Annotated in this window: 16 protein-coding genes and 1 tRNA gene; 10 read left to right on the top strand and 7 right to left on the bottom strand. The window is 70.3% G+C overall.

The window, feature by feature from the left end; all coding sequences use genetic code 11:
* Positions 1–21 precede the first annotated feature (21 nt).
* From NGH83_RS12305 to NGH83_RS12285, 5 genes are all read left to right on the top strand, one after another.
* Positions 22–672, top strand: coding sequence for a GNAT family N-acetyltransferase (locus tag NGH83_RS12305; protein ID WP_251856545.1), 651 nt, complete (start codon positions 22–24; stop codon positions 670–672).
* 90 nt (positions 673–762) lie between these two features.
* Positions 763–1,683 carry a hypothetical protein gene (locus NGH83_RS12300; RefSeq protein WP_251856544.1) on the top strand — a complete coding sequence of 307 codons (921 nt, stop codon included), beginning with the start codon at positions 763–765 and terminating at the stop codon, positions 1,681–1,683.
* A gap of 100 nt (positions 1,684–1,783) precedes the next feature.
* Positions 1,784–1,859, top strand: a tRNA-Ala gene (locus NGH83_RS12295).
* A 280-nt stretch (positions 1,860–2,139) separates the two neighbouring features.
* Positions 2,140–3,072 carry an ATP-grasp fold amidoligase family protein gene (locus NGH83_RS12290; protein ID WP_251856542.1) on the top strand — a complete coding sequence of 311 codons (933 nt, stop codon included), beginning with the start codon at positions 2,140–2,142 and terminating at the stop codon, positions 3,070–3,072.
* Between the two features lie 130 nt (positions 3,073–3,202).
* Positions 3,203–4,339 (top strand): class I SAM-dependent methyltransferase, encoded by a 1,137-nt coding sequence (locus NGH83_RS12285; RefSeq protein ID WP_251856541.1) that lies wholly within the window; start codon positions 3,203–3,205, stop codon positions 4,337–4,339.
* Positions 4,340–4,343: 4 nt separating this feature from the next.
* Here the strand turns inward: NGH83_RS12285 and NGH83_RS12280 are convergent, their stop codons facing one another.
* Entirely contained in the window at positions 4,344–4,718 is a 375-nt protein-coding gene (locus NGH83_RS12280; RefSeq protein WP_251856540.1) for an iron chaperone, read from the bottom strand.
* 116 nt (positions 4,719–4,834) lie between these two features.
* On the bottom strand, positions 4,835–5,041 hold the full coding sequence (locus NGH83_RS12275; protein ID WP_251856539.1) for a hypothetical protein: 207 nt from the start codon (positions 5,039–5,041) through the stop codon (positions 4,835–4,837).
* A 219-nt stretch (positions 5,042–5,260) separates the two neighbouring features.
* Here NGH83_RS12275 and NGH83_RS12270 point away from each other — a divergent pair, with 219 nt between their 5' ends.
* On the top strand, positions 5,261–6,283 hold the full coding sequence (locus tag NGH83_RS12270; protein ID WP_251856538.1) for an NAD-dependent epimerase/dehydratase family protein: 1,023 nt from the start codon (positions 5,261–5,263) through the stop codon (positions 6,281–6,283).
* 110 nt (positions 6,284–6,393) lie between these two features.
* Here NGH83_RS12270 and NGH83_RS12265 read toward each other — a convergent pair whose 3' ends face one another.
* Complete coding sequence (locus tag NGH83_RS12265; RefSeq protein ID WP_251856537.1) at positions 6,394–8,124, bottom strand: sodium:proton antiporter; 1,731 nt, start codon at positions 8,122–8,124, stop codon at positions 6,394–6,396.
* Positions 8,125–8,172: 48 nt separating this feature from the next.
* Positions 8,173–9,075 (bottom strand): aldose 1-epimerase family protein, encoded by a 903-nt coding sequence (locus tag NGH83_RS12260; protein ID WP_251856536.1) that lies wholly within the window; start codon positions 9,073–9,075, stop codon positions 8,173–8,175.
* Positions 9,076–9,137: 62 nt separating this feature from the next.
* On the opposite strand from NGH83_RS12260, the gene NGH83_RS12255 reads away from it, so the two are divergent.
* The gene (locus NGH83_RS12255; protein ID WP_251856535.1) at positions 9,138–9,560 is read left to right on the top strand and encodes a pilus assembly protein CpaE; all 423 of its coding nucleotides are present in this window, start codon (positions 9,138–9,140) and stop codon (positions 9,558–9,560) included.
* Positions 9,561–9,752: 192 nt separating this feature from the next.
* Here the strand turns inward: NGH83_RS12255 and NGH83_RS12250 are convergent, their stop codons facing one another.
* A complete protein-coding gene (locus tag NGH83_RS12250; protein WP_251856534.1) occupies positions 9,753–10,358 on the bottom strand; it encodes a hypothetical protein in 606 nt (201 codons plus the stop codon).
* A gap of 61 nt (positions 10,359–10,419) precedes the next feature.
* Between NGH83_RS12250 and NGH83_RS12245 the strand changes: the two genes are divergently transcribed.
* On the top strand, positions 10,420–10,656 hold the full coding sequence (locus NGH83_RS12245) for a hypothetical protein (RefSeq protein WP_251856533.1): 237 nt from the start codon (positions 10,420–10,422) through the stop codon (positions 10,654–10,656).
* A 42-nt stretch (positions 10,657–10,698) separates the two neighbouring features.
* Here NGH83_RS12245 and NGH83_RS12240 read toward each other — a convergent pair whose 3' ends face one another.
* Entirely contained in the window at positions 10,699–11,562 is an 864-nt protein-coding gene (locus tag NGH83_RS12240; protein WP_251856532.1) for a DUF4349 domain-containing protein, read from the bottom strand.
* A 146-nt stretch (positions 11,563–11,708) separates the two neighbouring features.
* On the opposite strand from NGH83_RS12240, the gene NGH83_RS12235 reads away from it, so the two are divergent.
* On the top strand, positions 11,709–12,692 hold the full coding sequence (locus tag NGH83_RS12235; protein ID WP_251856531.1) for an aldo/keto reductase: 984 nt from the start codon (positions 11,709–11,711) through the stop codon (positions 12,690–12,692).
* 64 nt (positions 12,693–12,756) lie between these two features.
* On the opposite strand, the gene NGH83_RS12230 is transcribed toward NGH83_RS12235, so the two are convergent.
* Complete coding sequence (locus NGH83_RS12230) at positions 12,757–13,554, bottom strand: aldo/keto reductase (RefSeq protein ID WP_251856529.1); 798 nt, start codon at positions 13,552–13,554, stop codon at positions 12,757–12,759.
* Positions 13,555–14,021: 467 nt separating this feature from the next.
* Between NGH83_RS12230 and NGH83_RS12225 the strand changes: the two genes are divergently transcribed.
* Complete coding sequence (locus tag NGH83_RS12225; protein WP_251858531.1) at positions 14,022–14,591, top strand: NADPH-dependent FMN reductase; 570 nt, start codon at positions 14,022–14,024, stop codon at positions 14,589–14,591.
* The last annotated feature ends 153 nt before the right edge of the window (positions 14,592–14,744 follow it).

Below are 14,744 nucleotides of genomic sequence, written 5' to 3'. Positions count from 1 at the left end.
CAGCGGAAAGCGGCGCCCACGGTGGCTATCATTCCGACGCTGCGCGACGAGCGCACCGCCATCCGACCCATCCGGCTGAAGGACGCGCGGCCGCTCGAGCGCGAGCTGCTCGACAACCGGTCGTGGTTGCGCGAGTGGGAGGCGACGAGCCCCCGCGCCCCGATGAGCTTCGACACCCGTGCGAGCATCCGCGCGTTGCAGGCGCATGCGCGCAGCGGGCAGGGCCTGCCGTTCATCATCGAGGTCGACGGGCAACTCGCCGGCCAGCTCAACGTGTCGGGCATCGCATGGGGGTCGACGTCGTCGGCGTCGATCGGATACTGGATCGCTGAGCGCTTCGCCGGCGCCGGCGCGACACCGACGTCGGTCGCCCTGGCCACCGACTACTGCTTCCAGCAGCTCGGTCTGCACCGCATCGAGATCTGCATCAGACCCGAGAACTCGAAGTCGTTGCGGGTCGTCGAGAAGCTCGGATTCCGTTACGAGGGCCTCCGCCGTCGCTTCATCCACATCAACGGCGACTGGCGCGATCACTTCTGCTTCGCCCTGGTCTCCGAAGAGGTTCCCGAGGGGGTGCTCGACCGCTGGCGGCTCGGGCAGGTGCCGGCGGAGAACGCGGCGATCCCCGAGAGCGATCGCGAGGCGGCGGCGACCCGTTTCCCGTCGTTCTGACGGGACACGACCGAAGTTTCAGCGGTTCGGCGGCAGACACACCCGCCCCCTTCCGGGACGCGGGATGCGCGCGCCCCTACTTTTGTCCCCATGGGTATTGAGGGCGTCGGCGGGGGTGTCGTCATTGCGCTCGCCGCAGTGCTCTGGCTTGTCTATCTGATGCCCACGTGGATGCGCCGTCGCCAGTACATCGCGACCGAGCGCAACGCCGTTCGTCTGCAGCAGACGCTGCGCATCCTCGCCGAGACCGCCGAGGTGCCCGCCGAGGTCCGCGCCGAGGCGACCGCGAAAAGCGTCGCCGAGCAGCACCGCATCCTGCGCATCGAGGCGCAGCGCGCCGAAGCCGTCGCCCGCGCCCGCGAGGCGGCCGCCGCTCGGGTGCTCGCGCGCAAGCCCGAGGCGCCGAAGGGTCCGCGTCAGAAGGCGGAGGCCGTGCAGGCTCTGACCGCCGCTCGTCTTCGCCGTTCGCGTCTGATCGCCGCGCTCGTGCTCATCGCCTCGGTGGTGCTCGCCGGGGTCGGTGTCAGCCAGGTCTTCGCGGTCGGCAACTGGATTCCGCTCGTCGTCGGCGCAGTCGGCGCCTTCGTCGCACTCGGCTTCCTGCAGCGAGTCGCGACGGTCGCCGCTGCGCGCCGGGCGACGCAGGCGGTGGACCGCACGGTCGCGGTCGCGCCCCCGGTGCAGAGCTTCGTCGACTGGCAACGCAGCGAGCCCGCTCGTCCCACGTGGACCCCGGTTCCGCTGCCGAAGCCGCTGTACCTGTCGCGTCGTGAGGCGCCGGCGACCGCCGGCCTCGTGGCTCCGGATCTCGATCTGGCCGCCGCGGCGGCACGGGCGCAGGAGGCGCTGCGCGCGGCGGCGAACGCGCCCGAGGTCGCATCGATGCCGTCGCGTCAGACGGCTGCTCCCGCGGCGAAGGCTTCCGGATACGCGGCGATGGGCATCGTCGGGGAGGCCCGTCCGGGAATCACCGACCTCAACGACGTGCTGCGCCGTCGCCGCGCGGTCTGATCGTCGCCTCCTGCCCGCATCCGCGTCCAGAACGGCTTCGGCGGTAGCGGCGAGGTGGTCATGGGTGGGGTCTTCGCGGTGATAGTGTTGTCGGGCACTTGGGCCTGTGGCGCAGTTGGTAGCGCGCTTCGTTCGCAATGAAGAGGTCAGGGGTTCGAATCCCCTCAGGTCCACCAAGGAGAAGAGCGTCGCCCTCTAGGGCGGCGCTCTTCTCGTTGGTGGACCTGAAGGATTGAGAAGCCCGAAGAAGGTGGGCCCACGCTCGCGAGGGGCCCCGGCTGACGCGAAGCGGCAGTTGGGGGAGCGAGTGGGGAGTCGAATCCCCTCAGGTCCACCAAGGAGAAGAGCGTCGCCCTCTAGGGAGGCGCTCTTCTCGTTTGTGGACCTGAAGGATTGAGAAGCCCGAAGAAGGTGGGCCTGCAAGATCCGAGCCCCTGCGCCTGGCAGAATCGCTCGGTGCTCGCCCCGTCCCGCAGTTCGCTGCGCACCCCGTCCCGCACCCCGCGCATCCGTTGGCGCAACCGCAGCCGCCTGGTGCGCTGGTGGCGGCTGATGCGCACGATGAATCCGCAGACGTTCCGCCAGAAGGTCCGGTACAAGATGCTGCGCGACCACCGGCCGTTGCTGGTGACGTTCGCCGACAAGGCGGCGGTCCGGGATTTCGTCGCCGCTCGGGTGGGCGAGGCGTCGCTCCCGGGATGCATCGCCGTGCTCGACGACGCCGCCGATCTGTTGACGCTCGATCTGCCCGACCGGTACGTGGTCAAGCCGACGCACGGCAGCGGAGCGGTGATCGTCGTGTCACCTGATGCGCCCGAGGACGCGCGACTGCCCCGACCCGAGCACGGGTGGGTGTACCGGCATGTGCGTCCCGAGCACGTGGATCGTGAGCAGTTGGCGGCAATCGCCGAGGTGTGGTGCACGAAGCTCTACGGGCAGGGTCCCAATCGTGAGTGGGCCTACGGGCAGGTCCCTCCCCGAGTGATCGTCGAGGAGATGCTCGTCGGGACGGACGGCGGCGTACCGGACGACTACAAGTTCTTCACCTACGACGGCGAGTGCCGCTTCATCCAGGTCGACGGGGGCCGGTTCGGCGATCGCACGCAGGACTTCTTCACCGACCGCTGGGAGCACCTGGCCATGAGCGGCGGGCCGCGCTGGGCGTCGCCGACCCCCGCTCGTCCGCCGCACCTCGACGAGATGCTGGCGATCGCCGCGCGGTTGGGCGCGGGGACCGACTTCGTCCGCGTCGACCTGTACAGCCTCGAGGGGCGCATCGTCTTCGGCGAGCTCACCAGCTATCCGGCGGGCGGAGACAGCCCGTTCGAGCCTGCGAGCTTCGACGCGGAGTTCGGTCGACCTTGGAGGGTGCCGCGTCGCTACCGCTGACGTGACACGGGAGCCGATCTTCACTTCGGTCGCCGAGCGCCGTGCCCGCGTGAAGCCTTCTGGACGTCGGGCGAGTCCGCCTCGATCACTTGCGGCGACCTCGGCGCCGGAGGACTGGGACACTGGGAGTGTGCCCGAGTTCCCCTTCGATCAGCTGCGCCGCCGCCCCGACGTCGAAGCCTCGAACCTGTTCGCCGTCGACGCCAGCGACCGGCTGATCCTCGACGAGGCCACCTCGGCGATCGCCGCATCCCCGACCGACGTCGCAGTGATCGGCGACCGCTACGGAGCCCTCACGCTCGGCGCGATCGCCCTCGGGGCGTCGGGAGTGCGCGTGCATCAGGACGCCCTCCTCGGCGAGCGCGCCCTCGCGCAGAATGCGCAGGCGCTCGGCGGCACGGGGGAGTACGGGTGGCATCCGCTCGGCGCGTCGCTGCTCGAGGGCGCACGCGTGGTGCTGCTCCAGCTTCCGCGGGCGCTCGCCGAGCTCGAGGAGTGGGTGGACGCGATCGCGCGCTACGCCTCGCCAGACGTCGTCGTCATCGCGGGCGGCCGCATCAAGCACATGACCCTCGCCATGAACGACGTGTTCCTGCGCTCCTTCGACCGCCTCGACATCGGCCGGGCTCGGCAGAAGTCGCGAACCTTGCAGGCCAGCGGCGCGCGCACACCCGTGGGTAATCCCCGCTTCCCGACCATCGCGACCCTTCGCGACGGGGCTCTGCCGGGCGGAGAGCTGCTCGTCAGCGCGCACGGAGCCGCCTTCGCCGGCGCCTCCCTCGACATCGGCACCCGCTACCTGCTCGGCTTCCTCCCCGAGATGCGCCCCGCTCGCGACGCCATCGATCTGGGCAGCGGCACCGGAGTGCTCGCGTCAGCTCTTGCGAGCGCCCGCCCCGACCTCGAGGTCACCGCGATCGATCAGTCGTGCGCCGCGGTGCTGTCGACCTCCGAGACCGCGACAGCGAACGATCTGGCGGATCGCATCCATGCGGTCCGCGAGGACGCGCTGTTCGAGCGGCCGCCTGCCAGCGCCGACCTCATCGTCTGCAATCCCCCGTTCCACTCCGGGGCGACCGTGCACGCCGAGGTGGCGTTGCGGCTGCTGGGCGACGCCGCGCGCGTCCTGCGGCCGGGCGGCGAACTATGGACGGTGTTCAACTCGCACCTCGGCTACCGCGCCGCGCTCGCCCGCGCCGTCGGACCCACCGAGGTGGCCGGCCGGAACGACAAGTTCACCGTCACCGTCAGCAGACGCGAGCCGTGACGGGCTACTCCGTCTGATCCGTCGCGTCGGCACGCAACGCGACGATCTGCGTCGCCACCCGCTCGATCAGGTCGAACGGAATCGGTTTCGAATAGGGGAAATTGACCGAATCCTTCGCCTGACGGTACGGCGCGATCTCCGACTCGAGCGGCTCGGGCAGAGTGGGAATCGGATAGAGGCCGATGTGCTTCTTCCACCCCGCGAAGTGGATCGCGTAGCGACCGCCCAGCATGATCGCCGGCATCCCGTATCGCACCTTCTCGGTTCCACCCGGGACGGCACGGTGCAGGATCGTGCGCAGCGTGGAGAGGGAGTCGCGCGCCTGTTCCGGCGCGGCGGCGATGTACTCGTCGATCGTCTCGGGCTTCGTCGCCGTCATGTCCCACACACTAGGGCTTCAGCGAGCGGGGCGAGGTGCCCACTTCTGCGGGTATTCATGCTTCGGCACCCGCAGGACCGGGCACCTCGGCTGCGGCCTGCCGTTCTCGACGTCGGTCAGGCGGCGCGGGCGAGCACCGGGGCGACGACCACGGGGTCGGAGGTCGCGATGACCATTCCCGAGGCGTCTTCGACGATCCATCCTCCGCAGGGGCAGGAGACGACGATCGCGCCGTCACCGAAGTCGGCCGACGCGTCTTCGTAGGACAGGAAGTTGCCCGCGCCGTCGATCGAGTCGTCGTGGGTGCAGCCGAGCTCAGCCATGATGCGCTCCTTCTCATGTCGTTTCGTCTCTCCGATGGTCTCTCCGCCCCGGTCGAGCGGGAGAGTGCCACGCCGCTCATGCTGCAGGCACCCACCGACACGGCACGGTCCGCCGCGGGTCAGCGCGTCGGGGCGGCGGTGATGAAACGTCCGGTCCGCTCCCACCGGGCTCCCGGTGGCCGCCGCGTAGCGTGAACCGACGCGAAGGAGCAGGTCCACATGAAGATCATCGTCACCGGAGCGACGGGCAATGTCGGACTCGGAGTGCTGCGGCGCCTGGCCGCCGCGAGCGAAGTCGACGAGATCGTCGGCATCGCCCGCAGAGCGCCCCACCGCGACGTCGCGGAGTACGAGGGGGTGCGCTTCGACGAGATCACCGTCGGAGAGCCGGGCAGCCTCGACGCGCTGACGCGGTCCTTCGAGGGTGCCGATGCCGTCATCCACCTCGCGTGGAAGCTGCAGCCCAATCGCGATGAGGCGGAGCTGCGTCGCACCAACGTCGACGGCACCGTGCAGGTGCTGGAGGCCGTCGCGCGGGCGGGTGTGCCGCAGGTCGTGGTCGCCTCGTCGGTCGGCGCCTACAGCCCTGGCCCGAAGCGTTCCCGCGTCGACGAGTCATGGCCGACCGGCGGTATCCCCAGCTCGCACTACTCGCGGCACAAGGCGATGGACGAGCGCGCGCTCGACCGCTTCGAACGCGAGCATCCCGAGATCGTGGTGACGAGGGCGCGGCCCGGACTCGTGATGAACGGCCGCACCGGCGCCGAGCTGAAGCGCCTGTTCGCCCGGGGATGGCTGCCGCTCGGCTGGCTCGACGACGGGGTGCTCCCCGTGCTGCCGATGCCGACGACGACGGTGTCGCAGGTCATCCACGTCGACGACCTCGCCGACGGCATCTGGCGCACCATCGACCGTCGCGCCGGGGGAGCGTTCAACTTCGCCGCGGAACCGGTGGCCGACCCGACGCTGGTGGCCTCGGTGCTCGGCACCCGCACGGTACCGTTCCGCGCCGCGGTGCTGCGCGCGCTCGTCGCGTTCGCCTGGCGCACGCGGATCATCGCGATGGACCCCGGATGGATCGACATCGCGACCACCGTGCCCGTCATGTCGACCGCGCGCGCCCGCGCCGAGCTCGGCTGGGTGCCGAAGGTCAGCGCCCACGACGCGCTCGCCGAAGTGGTCCACGCTGTCGCCGAACACCGCGGGCTGCCCGCGTCGCCGCCGCTGCACGGGCAGAAGTAGGCGCAGACCGGAGAGGTACGCCCTTCGTATCGCTCCGCGGGGCGGGGCGGGCGGGCGTGCCGAGTTGTGTCCCCCGTATCGCTTCGCTCAACGGGCGGGGCGGGCGGGCGTCAGTGGTCGGTGCGGGGCGGGCGGAGCCGAGTCTCTTCGAGGTCGAGCATGGTCTGCGCACGGGCGAGCACGCGCGAGGAGTACGCGCCGGAGCTGCGAGCCTCGAGCAGACGCCGCTTCTCGGCGTCGACGACCGCGAGCCGGAGCTGCCGGTAGACGTAGTGCGGCGTCTCGTCCTGGGCGCCGCCGCCGGCCTTCGCGCCCTCCCATGCCGACTCCGAACGCAGGAACGACGACTGTCGAGCCCGCTCGACGACATCGGGATCGACGTCGCCGTCGTACCCGATGGCCTCCGCCGGGCTCTCGAGCACCGCGAGTCCCGCGTAGCCCATCTCATCGAGCAGCTTCGCGAGTTCGCGCTGATCGGCGCGCAGGTCGACTCCCTCGATCTTCAGGGCCCTGATCAGGGCGGGCAGCGTGCCGCCCTGCAGCAGCAGAGTCACGACGGCGACGGTGTAGGCGATGAGCACGAGCTGCGGCCGGTAGGGCGTGCTCTCGGGCAGCGACTGCGCGGCCGCCAGGGTGACGACACCGCGCATCCCCGACCAGGCGAGCACGATGCCGCCGCGGCGGTCGATGCCCTCACGTCGCTGATACTCGACGTCGCGCTCCCGACGCGCGAAGCCCTCCTTCGCTTTCTCGAGCCGGCGCGCCATCCGTTCGTCGCGGGGTTTGATGCGCACGAAGTCGCGCATCCGGTCGGAGATGAGCGCGTGCCGCTCCTCCGCGCGCGCGAGGTTGCGCTTGAGGCTGGCGATGACCGGCACCATCCAGAGGAATCGCACGGCGATCAGCGCGACGGTGGCGAGCAGGCCGATGCCGACCGTCGCGGGCAGCGACAGCACGTCGGGGTCGACCGCGTCGATGAGGCCGCGGATCTCGAGCCCGATCAACAGGAAGACGCCGTTCTCGAGCAGGAACTGGATGGTCCGCCAGTTGACCCGGTCACTCGCTCGTGCCTGGGCCGAGAACCGCCGCGGCGCCATGTGTCCGGTGTAGAGGCCCGCGACCACCACGGCGAGCACGCCGGACGCTTCGATCTGCTCGGTGGGCAGGAAGGCGATGAAGGGGACGACGATCGACACGGAGACGTCGAGCACGGGGTCGTCGAGCTTCGACCGGACGAAGACGGTGATCGCGCCGACGGCGAGGCCGATGACGATGGCGAATCCGACGGCCTGCACGAAGTCGAGGATCGCCTCGCCCGGGGTCAGCAGCGCGCCCGCGGCGACGGCCGACGCCGAACGCAGCAGCACGAGCGCGGTGGCGTCATTGACCAGCCCCTCGCCCTCGAGCACGGTGACGAGCCGCGGCGGGAGGCCGAGTCGGCGCCCGACGGAGGTCGCCGCCACCGCGTCGGGCGGGCTGATGACGGCGCCGAGCGCGATCGCCGCCGCCAGGTTCAGGTCGGGCAGCAGGGCGTAGAGGAGGAAGCCGGTGCCGAACGCCGAGACGAGCACCAGGAACACCGAGAGGCTCGAGATGGTGCTGAGATTGCGGCGGAAGTCCAGCACCGGCAGGTTGACCGCCGCCGCATACAGGATGGGCGGCAGCACGATGTCGAGCACCAGCTCCGACGGCACCTCGATGAGCGGGACGCCCGGCAGGTAGGAGAGGATGACGCCGACGACCACCAGGATGATCGGTGCCGCGACGCCGAGTCGCTTGGAGAAGATCGAGACGGCGACGAGGACAGCGATCCCCAAGACGGCATAGACCCCGAATTCCACGGGATCAGGCTATCGGGGCCGTCCGCGCCTACCCGGATCGGGCGGGCGTCAGATTGCGGCGATCGTCCACGTCGCGGAGTGCGAGGCTCCCGGGTCGAGGATGACGAGGTCGGTGCCCGAGTTGAACGCGTCGGGCGGGCAGGTCATCGGCTCGACCGCGACCGCGCGTCGACGGCGGGCCGGGGTGGGTAGATCGCCGGTGAAGATCTGCAGCCACCCGAGGTCGCGGCTCCAGGTCATCGCGGTGCCGTGACCGTCGACGGTGAGCCTCAGGGTGGTGGTGCCGTCGGCATCCCAGTCGATGCCGGTGTAGGCGTTGTCGATCTCGCGGGCGCCGATCTGTCGCGGCGCGCGGAAGTCGAAGTGGTCGTCGACATCGACGACATCACCGGGAGTGAGGCGTTCGTCGACCTCGAGCACCCGCGACGCGTGAAGTTCGAGCGTCCACTCGTCGACCGTGCCCTCTCCGGCGACGAGGTAGGGGTGCGGCGCGACGCCGTAGGGCGCGCGGCGCTCGCCGAGGTTCGTCGTGGTGACGGTCGTGCTCAGGCCGGCCGCGTCGAGCGCGTAGCGGACGTCGACCTCGAGCGGGAACGGGTAGCCGACCTGGGCGGGGATCCGCGCGCGAAGAAGGACGTGCGAGTCGCTCGACTCGACGACCGCGAAGTCGAGCCAGGCGGCGAGACCGTGCAGCGCCTGACCGCGCTCGGGCTCGGTGAGCGAGAGCTCGTAGTCGACGCCGTCGAAGCGGTAGCGCCCGTCGGTCACCCGGTTCGGCCACGGCACGAGGATCGCGCCGAAGTAGTCGGGCCTCACCTCGTCGGCCTCGAACGGTGCGACGAGGTCGCGTCCGTCGAAGCGGAGGGTGCGCAACGTCGCCCCCACGGAGGCGATGTCGGCCGTGTAGCCGGAAGCGGAGAGGGCGGTCTGGGTGCCGGAGAGAGGGGCCACGCGTCGATTCTGCCGGACTGGAACCTGCTCGCGTGCAGGTTCGGCGACGCATAATGTCCGCGATGATCTCCATACCGCTCGCGCGCGCCCTTCGGACAGCCGGTCTGCGATGGAAGCCGCAGTCGGGCGACCGGTTCGCCCTCGACGAGGCCGAGGTCGGCGAGGCGGTGTTCACCGTCAGCGACATGACGATCGAGGCGCACACCTATCCGTCGGGCACCATCCTCGGCTTCAACGGCACCACCGAGTGGGCGCTCGACTCGGTGGCGCTCGACGATGCGCTGTGGCTGCCGAGCGAGGGGCAGCTGCGGGCTCTGCTGCGCGGCGCGTTCCGGTCGCTGCGGGTGGTCGGCGACGGCGAGGATCCGCAGTTCGAGGTCGACATCGAGTTCCGGGGCGAGTCCGCCACCTTCGGCGGCATGACCGCCGACGACGCCTACGGCGAGGCACTGCTCCACGTCGTCGGAGCCGCGACGCTGCGCTGAGGATCCGGTCGCTGAGGAGGCCGTCCACGGCCGACCGGTGTGGGATCCGGTCGCTGACGAGGCCGTTCACGGTCGTCGCGATGCGACAGGGGTCCGCGGGGTCGCCGGTGTGGGGGATCTGCGGGTGTTGTCATTTCGCGACGGGCCTGGCGGCCCTCCTCGATGACCGGATCCGGTCGCTGAGGAGGCCGTTCACGGCGGTCGCGATGCGACGTCAGTTTCGGCGGATGCCGTCTCGCGGCGGGCACGGCGGGCATCCTCGAGATGACCAGGCAATTCGCGCGCTCCCCGCGTGTCATCCTGCGAAAGCGGGAAAGATGGACAGCCTTCACGACTGTGAATCGTCCGGTCGGAAGTTCGACGGGTGGGATTGATGCGGGTTCTGGTGCGTTCGTTCGCGGTCGCTGCCGCGGCGGGGGCACTGGCCTTCGGCGCGCTTCTGGGCGGCGCGGGGGCGGTGCAGGCGGTCGAGTGCGACCCGGCAACGACCGAGTGCACGTCGACGCCTACCGATCCCGCCGTCGCCCCGGCGCCCGCCGAGCCGAGCGAGCCGGCCCCGCAACCCTCCGAACCCGAGCCGTCGCCGAGCCAGCCCGCCGTTCCCTCGCCGAGCCCGTCTCCGTCCGGATCGACGACGCCGAGCCCCTCGCCGACGAACACCTCTGCCCCCAGCAACGGCACTTCGAACGGCGCCGCACCGAGCGGCGGGGCGCCGAGCGGAACGACCTCCGGATCGGCGAACGGGTCTGGGGGAGCGTCGGCTTCCACCTCATCTGGTGGGTCGACTCGATCGTCCACTCGGAGCAGCACATCGACCGCGCCCGCCGAGGTCGGCGCGGTTCCGGCTCAGCTCGACACGATGGCCGCCACCCGTGCCGTCGAAAGCACTCGCGAGTCACTGCCCGTCGCGGTCACCCCGAATCCGCGGCTCCTCGCCGGCACCGGCGCGGCCTCCTCCTCCGGGGTGCCCTCGATGCAGGACTCCGGCATGCTCGCCGCGATCGTCGGCATGTCGGTGGTCGGAGTCGGGTGCGGCACCGCAGCCTTCGTGCTGCGCCGCCGGGCACTGCACGCCCCGCGTCACTCGGCGCGCTGAGCCGCTGACGCCGCGTCGCAGGGCGCGCCGCCTCTGCGCTGGTCAGCGCGCTGACGAGCGGCGGCTGCGGCGACGGCGCGCGAAGCGGACGATGAGAACCACGATCGCGGCGACGACGGCGAGGAACACGATCCACGGCAGCGCGGCTCCGATCGCGATCCCGATCGCTCCGAGACTCACGAGCAGGGCCTGGAATCCGGCGACGACCGCCCCCCAGAAGTCCGTCGGCGCGCCCTGGGATGCGGGCTGCGGGCTCGCGAGGGTGATCTGCAGGGTCGAGTAGTCGACCTGGTCGCTGAGGTACTCCCGTTGCGCGGTGAGGGACTCGAGTTCGGCTTCACGCTGGCTGAGCGCCGTTTCGGTCGCGATCAGGTCGGCGGTGTTCGTGGCCGTTGCGAGGAGATCGCGGAGGCGGGCGACCGACGCCGTGAGGCTCTCGATCCGAGCGTCGAGATCGGTGGTCTGCGCGGTCACGTCGCTGGCCTGCGTCGACAGGGCGCGGACCTCGCCGAGCGCGCTGACCGCGTCGATCGTCGCCTCGAGTTCGTCGGCCGGGATGCGCGCCGTGATGCTCGCCGACGCCGACTGGTAGTCCGTCGCCGGCTGGGTGGAGGAGGCGTCGATGCGGCCTCCCGACTCGGTCACGATGTCGGAGGCGTCGTCGAACACGTCGATCGGATCATCGACGACGATGTCGAGCTGACCGGTCGTGATGACGTCGCGCCCGCTGATCGCGCCGTCGGCCGTGCCGCCGTCGGCTGCGCCCTCGTCGGGCAGGAACGGCTCGGCCGCCCGGTCGGGGGCGGGGATCCCGCCGGAACCCGAGATGGTGGCGCCGTTCGTGCAGCCGGCGAGCAGGAGGAGCGCGGCCGCGGCCGCCACTGGCACTGCGAGGAGTCTCCGCATGCTCGAACGATACGACTGCGCCGGAGGCCATCGCGGGTTTCGTGGTGCGATCGTTACCGCGGTCTCGCGGCGCTCGTAGAGGCGCGGTGGGGCAGGATCGAGGAAGGCGCCGACGGAGGCGCCGCATCGCCCAAGGAGGAGCACTCGTGCAGCACAGGATTCTCGGACGCACCGGACGCGAGGTCTCGGTCGTCGGCCTCGGCACCTGGCAGCTCGGCGCCGACTGGGGTGAAGTCGATCCCGCCGACGCGCGGGCCGTCCTCGACGCTTCCGCCGAGGCGGGCGTCACCTTCTTCGACACCGCAGACGTCTACGGCGACGGCCGCAGCGAGACGCTCATCGGCGAGTGGCTGCGCGACAACGCCGGCGCGCAGGTGACGGTCGCGACCAAGATGGGCCGCCGCGTCGACCAGGAGCTCGGCAACTACACGCTCGCGAACTTCCGGCAGTGGACCGACCGGTCGCGCCGCAACCTGGGTGTCGACACCCTCGACCTCGTGCAGCTGCACTGCCCACCCACCGCCGTCTTCGAGTCCGACGAGGTCTTCGACGCGCTCAACACCCTCGTCGCCGAGAACGTCATCCAGAACTACGGGGTGAGCGTCGAGGAGACCGCGCAGGCGCTGACCGCCATCGCGCGGCCGGGCACGGCGACGGTGCAGATCATCCTCAACGCCTTCCGTCTGAAGCCGCTCGACGATGTGCTGCCCGCCGCGCTCGACGCCGGTGTCGGCATCATCGCGCGGGTCCCGCTCGCGTCGGGGCTGCTGAGCGGCAAGTACACCGAGCAGACCACGTTCGCCGCCGACGACCACCGCAACTTCAACCGGTCCGGCGACGCGTTCGACGTCGGGGAGACGTTTTCAGGAGTGCCGTTCGAGAAGGGCGTCGCCGCGGCGCAGGAGTTCGCCGCTCTCGCCCCCGAGGGGCTGTCGCCCGCGCAGACCGCCATCGCGTGGATCGCGCAACTCGAGGGCGTCAGCACGGTGATCCCCGGTGCGCGGGACGTCGCGCAGGCGGCGTCGAACGCGGTCGCCGGCAGCGTCGACGATCTCGGCGACGGGGTGCGGTCGGGCGTCGAGCGCATCTACGACGAGTACTTCCGGGCGGCCATCCACCCCCGGTGGTGAGGGGCGGAGCCGCCGGGGAGTGGATTCGGCGACGTCGCGGTTCGGTTCGCTCGACCGAGGGCGCTCAGTCGAGGTCGGGGTCGCGCCCGGTCCGTGAGGCGGAGTCGAGGGTGGCGATCTTCGCGAGGTCGTCCGAGTCGAGCGCGAAGTCGAACACGTCGAAGTTCGACGCGATGCGGTCGGGGGTGACCGACTTCGGGATGACCACGTTGCCCAGCTCGATGTGCCAGCGGATGACCACCTGGGCGGGCGACCGGTCGTGCTTCGCCGCGATCTCGATGAGGGTCGGGTCGGTCAGCACACCGCCTCTGGCGAGCGGCGACCACGCCTCGGTGAGCACGCCGTTCGCGGCGTCGTACTCGCGCACCGCCGCCTGCGGCAGCCGCGGGTGCAGCTCGATCTGATTGACGGCGGGAGTGACGCCGGTCTCGTCGACGAGCCGGTCGATGTGGCGCTCGGTGAAGTTCGAGACGCCGATGGACCGCACCCGCCCCGACTCGCGCAGCTGCACGAGGGCCTTCCAGGTCTCGACGTAGAGGTCCTGGCTCGGCACCGGCCAGTGAATGAGGTAGAGGTCGACGTAGTCGAGGGCGAGCCGCTCGAGACTCGCGTCGAAGGCGCGCAGCGTCCGGTCGTAGGCGTGGTCGTCGTTCCAGACCTTGGTCGTGACGAACAGGTCTTCGCGGGGGACATCCGACTCGCGGATGCCGCGTCCGACACCCTCTTCGTTGTCGTACAGCTTCGCGGTGTCGACGTGGCGGTAGCCCACGCGGATCGCCTCCCGCACGACGTCCGCCGCGTCGTCATCAGCCACCTTGTAGACGCCGAGGCCGACCTGCGGGATGAGGAATCCGTCGTTCATCGGAAGGAGAGGAGAGGAGGTCACACGCCATTATCGCCAGCATCTCCGACGGGCGGCATCCCGCCGGTGCACGGACCAGGACTATGTGCACCGATCAGGACGGTGTGCGCGGATCAGGACTGTGTGCACGGATCAGGACGGTGTGCACGGATCAGGACGATGTGCGCCGATCAGGACTGTGTGCACGGATCAGGACGGTGTGCACCGATCAGGACTGTGTGCACGGATCAGGACGGTGCTGAGTCAGGACGGTGCACGGATCAGGACTGTGACGGCGACACGCCGACTCGAACGGCCGAAACGGTCCTGATCCGTGGCGGATCTCCTGATCCGTGCACATTGTCCTGATCCGTGCACTCGGTGCTGGGCGGGGCCGAGGCGGGTGGCGGAGGGAATACCGGAACCCGGTCGGTGTTGAAGTCGCGGGGCCCGTGGAGCCCGGAAGAAGGAGACAACTCGTGCGCATCATGGTCATCGTCGGAAGTGTCCGTCCCGGCAGGATCGGGCCGCCGATCGCCGAGTGGGTGACCGACGAACTCGGCCTCCGCGACGACATCGACATCGACCTCGTCGACCTTGCCGAACTCGATCTGCCGCTCATGAACGAGCCCAACCACCCGGTGCTGCGGCGCTACACGTTCGATCACACCATCGCGTGGAGCGAGCGCGTCGAGCAGGCCGACGCCTTCGTCTTCGTGACGCCCGAGTACAACCACAGCTTCTCGCCCGCGCTGAAGAACGCCCTCGACTACCTGAACCACGAGTGGCGCCGCAAGCCCGTGACCTTCGTGAGCTACGGCGGTGTCTCCGCCGGCACCAGGGGAGTCGTCGCGCTCAAGCCGGTCGTCACAGGACTCGGGCTGGTGCCGACCCTGCTGAACGTCGAGATCAACTTCCCGGGCAACCAGCTCGATGACGACGGCGCCTTCCGGCCGACCGACTCGCAGCGCGAGCGGTTCTCGGGCGCCGTCGGCGAACTCGCGGAGCTCTCCGCCGCTCTCGCGCCGCTGCGCGCCTCGGTCGCCGCCGCCCGCTGACCCTGCGCGCTGGCGCTCGCTAAGCGCAGCGCTCGCAGACGCGTCGACTGGTCTTGATCCAGTCGGTGAACCAGCGGTCTCTGACCGAATGCAGGAGATTCTGCTCCGGAAGAGGCGTTTCGGGGCTCTAGGAACCCTCGGGCGACAAAATCT

Source organism: Herbiconiux sp. L3-i23, from assembly GCF_023734115.1.
Taxonomy (GTDB): Bacteria; Actinomycetota; Actinomycetes; order Actinomycetales; family Microbacteriaceae; genus Naasia.
This window is presented reverse-complemented; position numbering and strand designations above follow the sequence as displayed.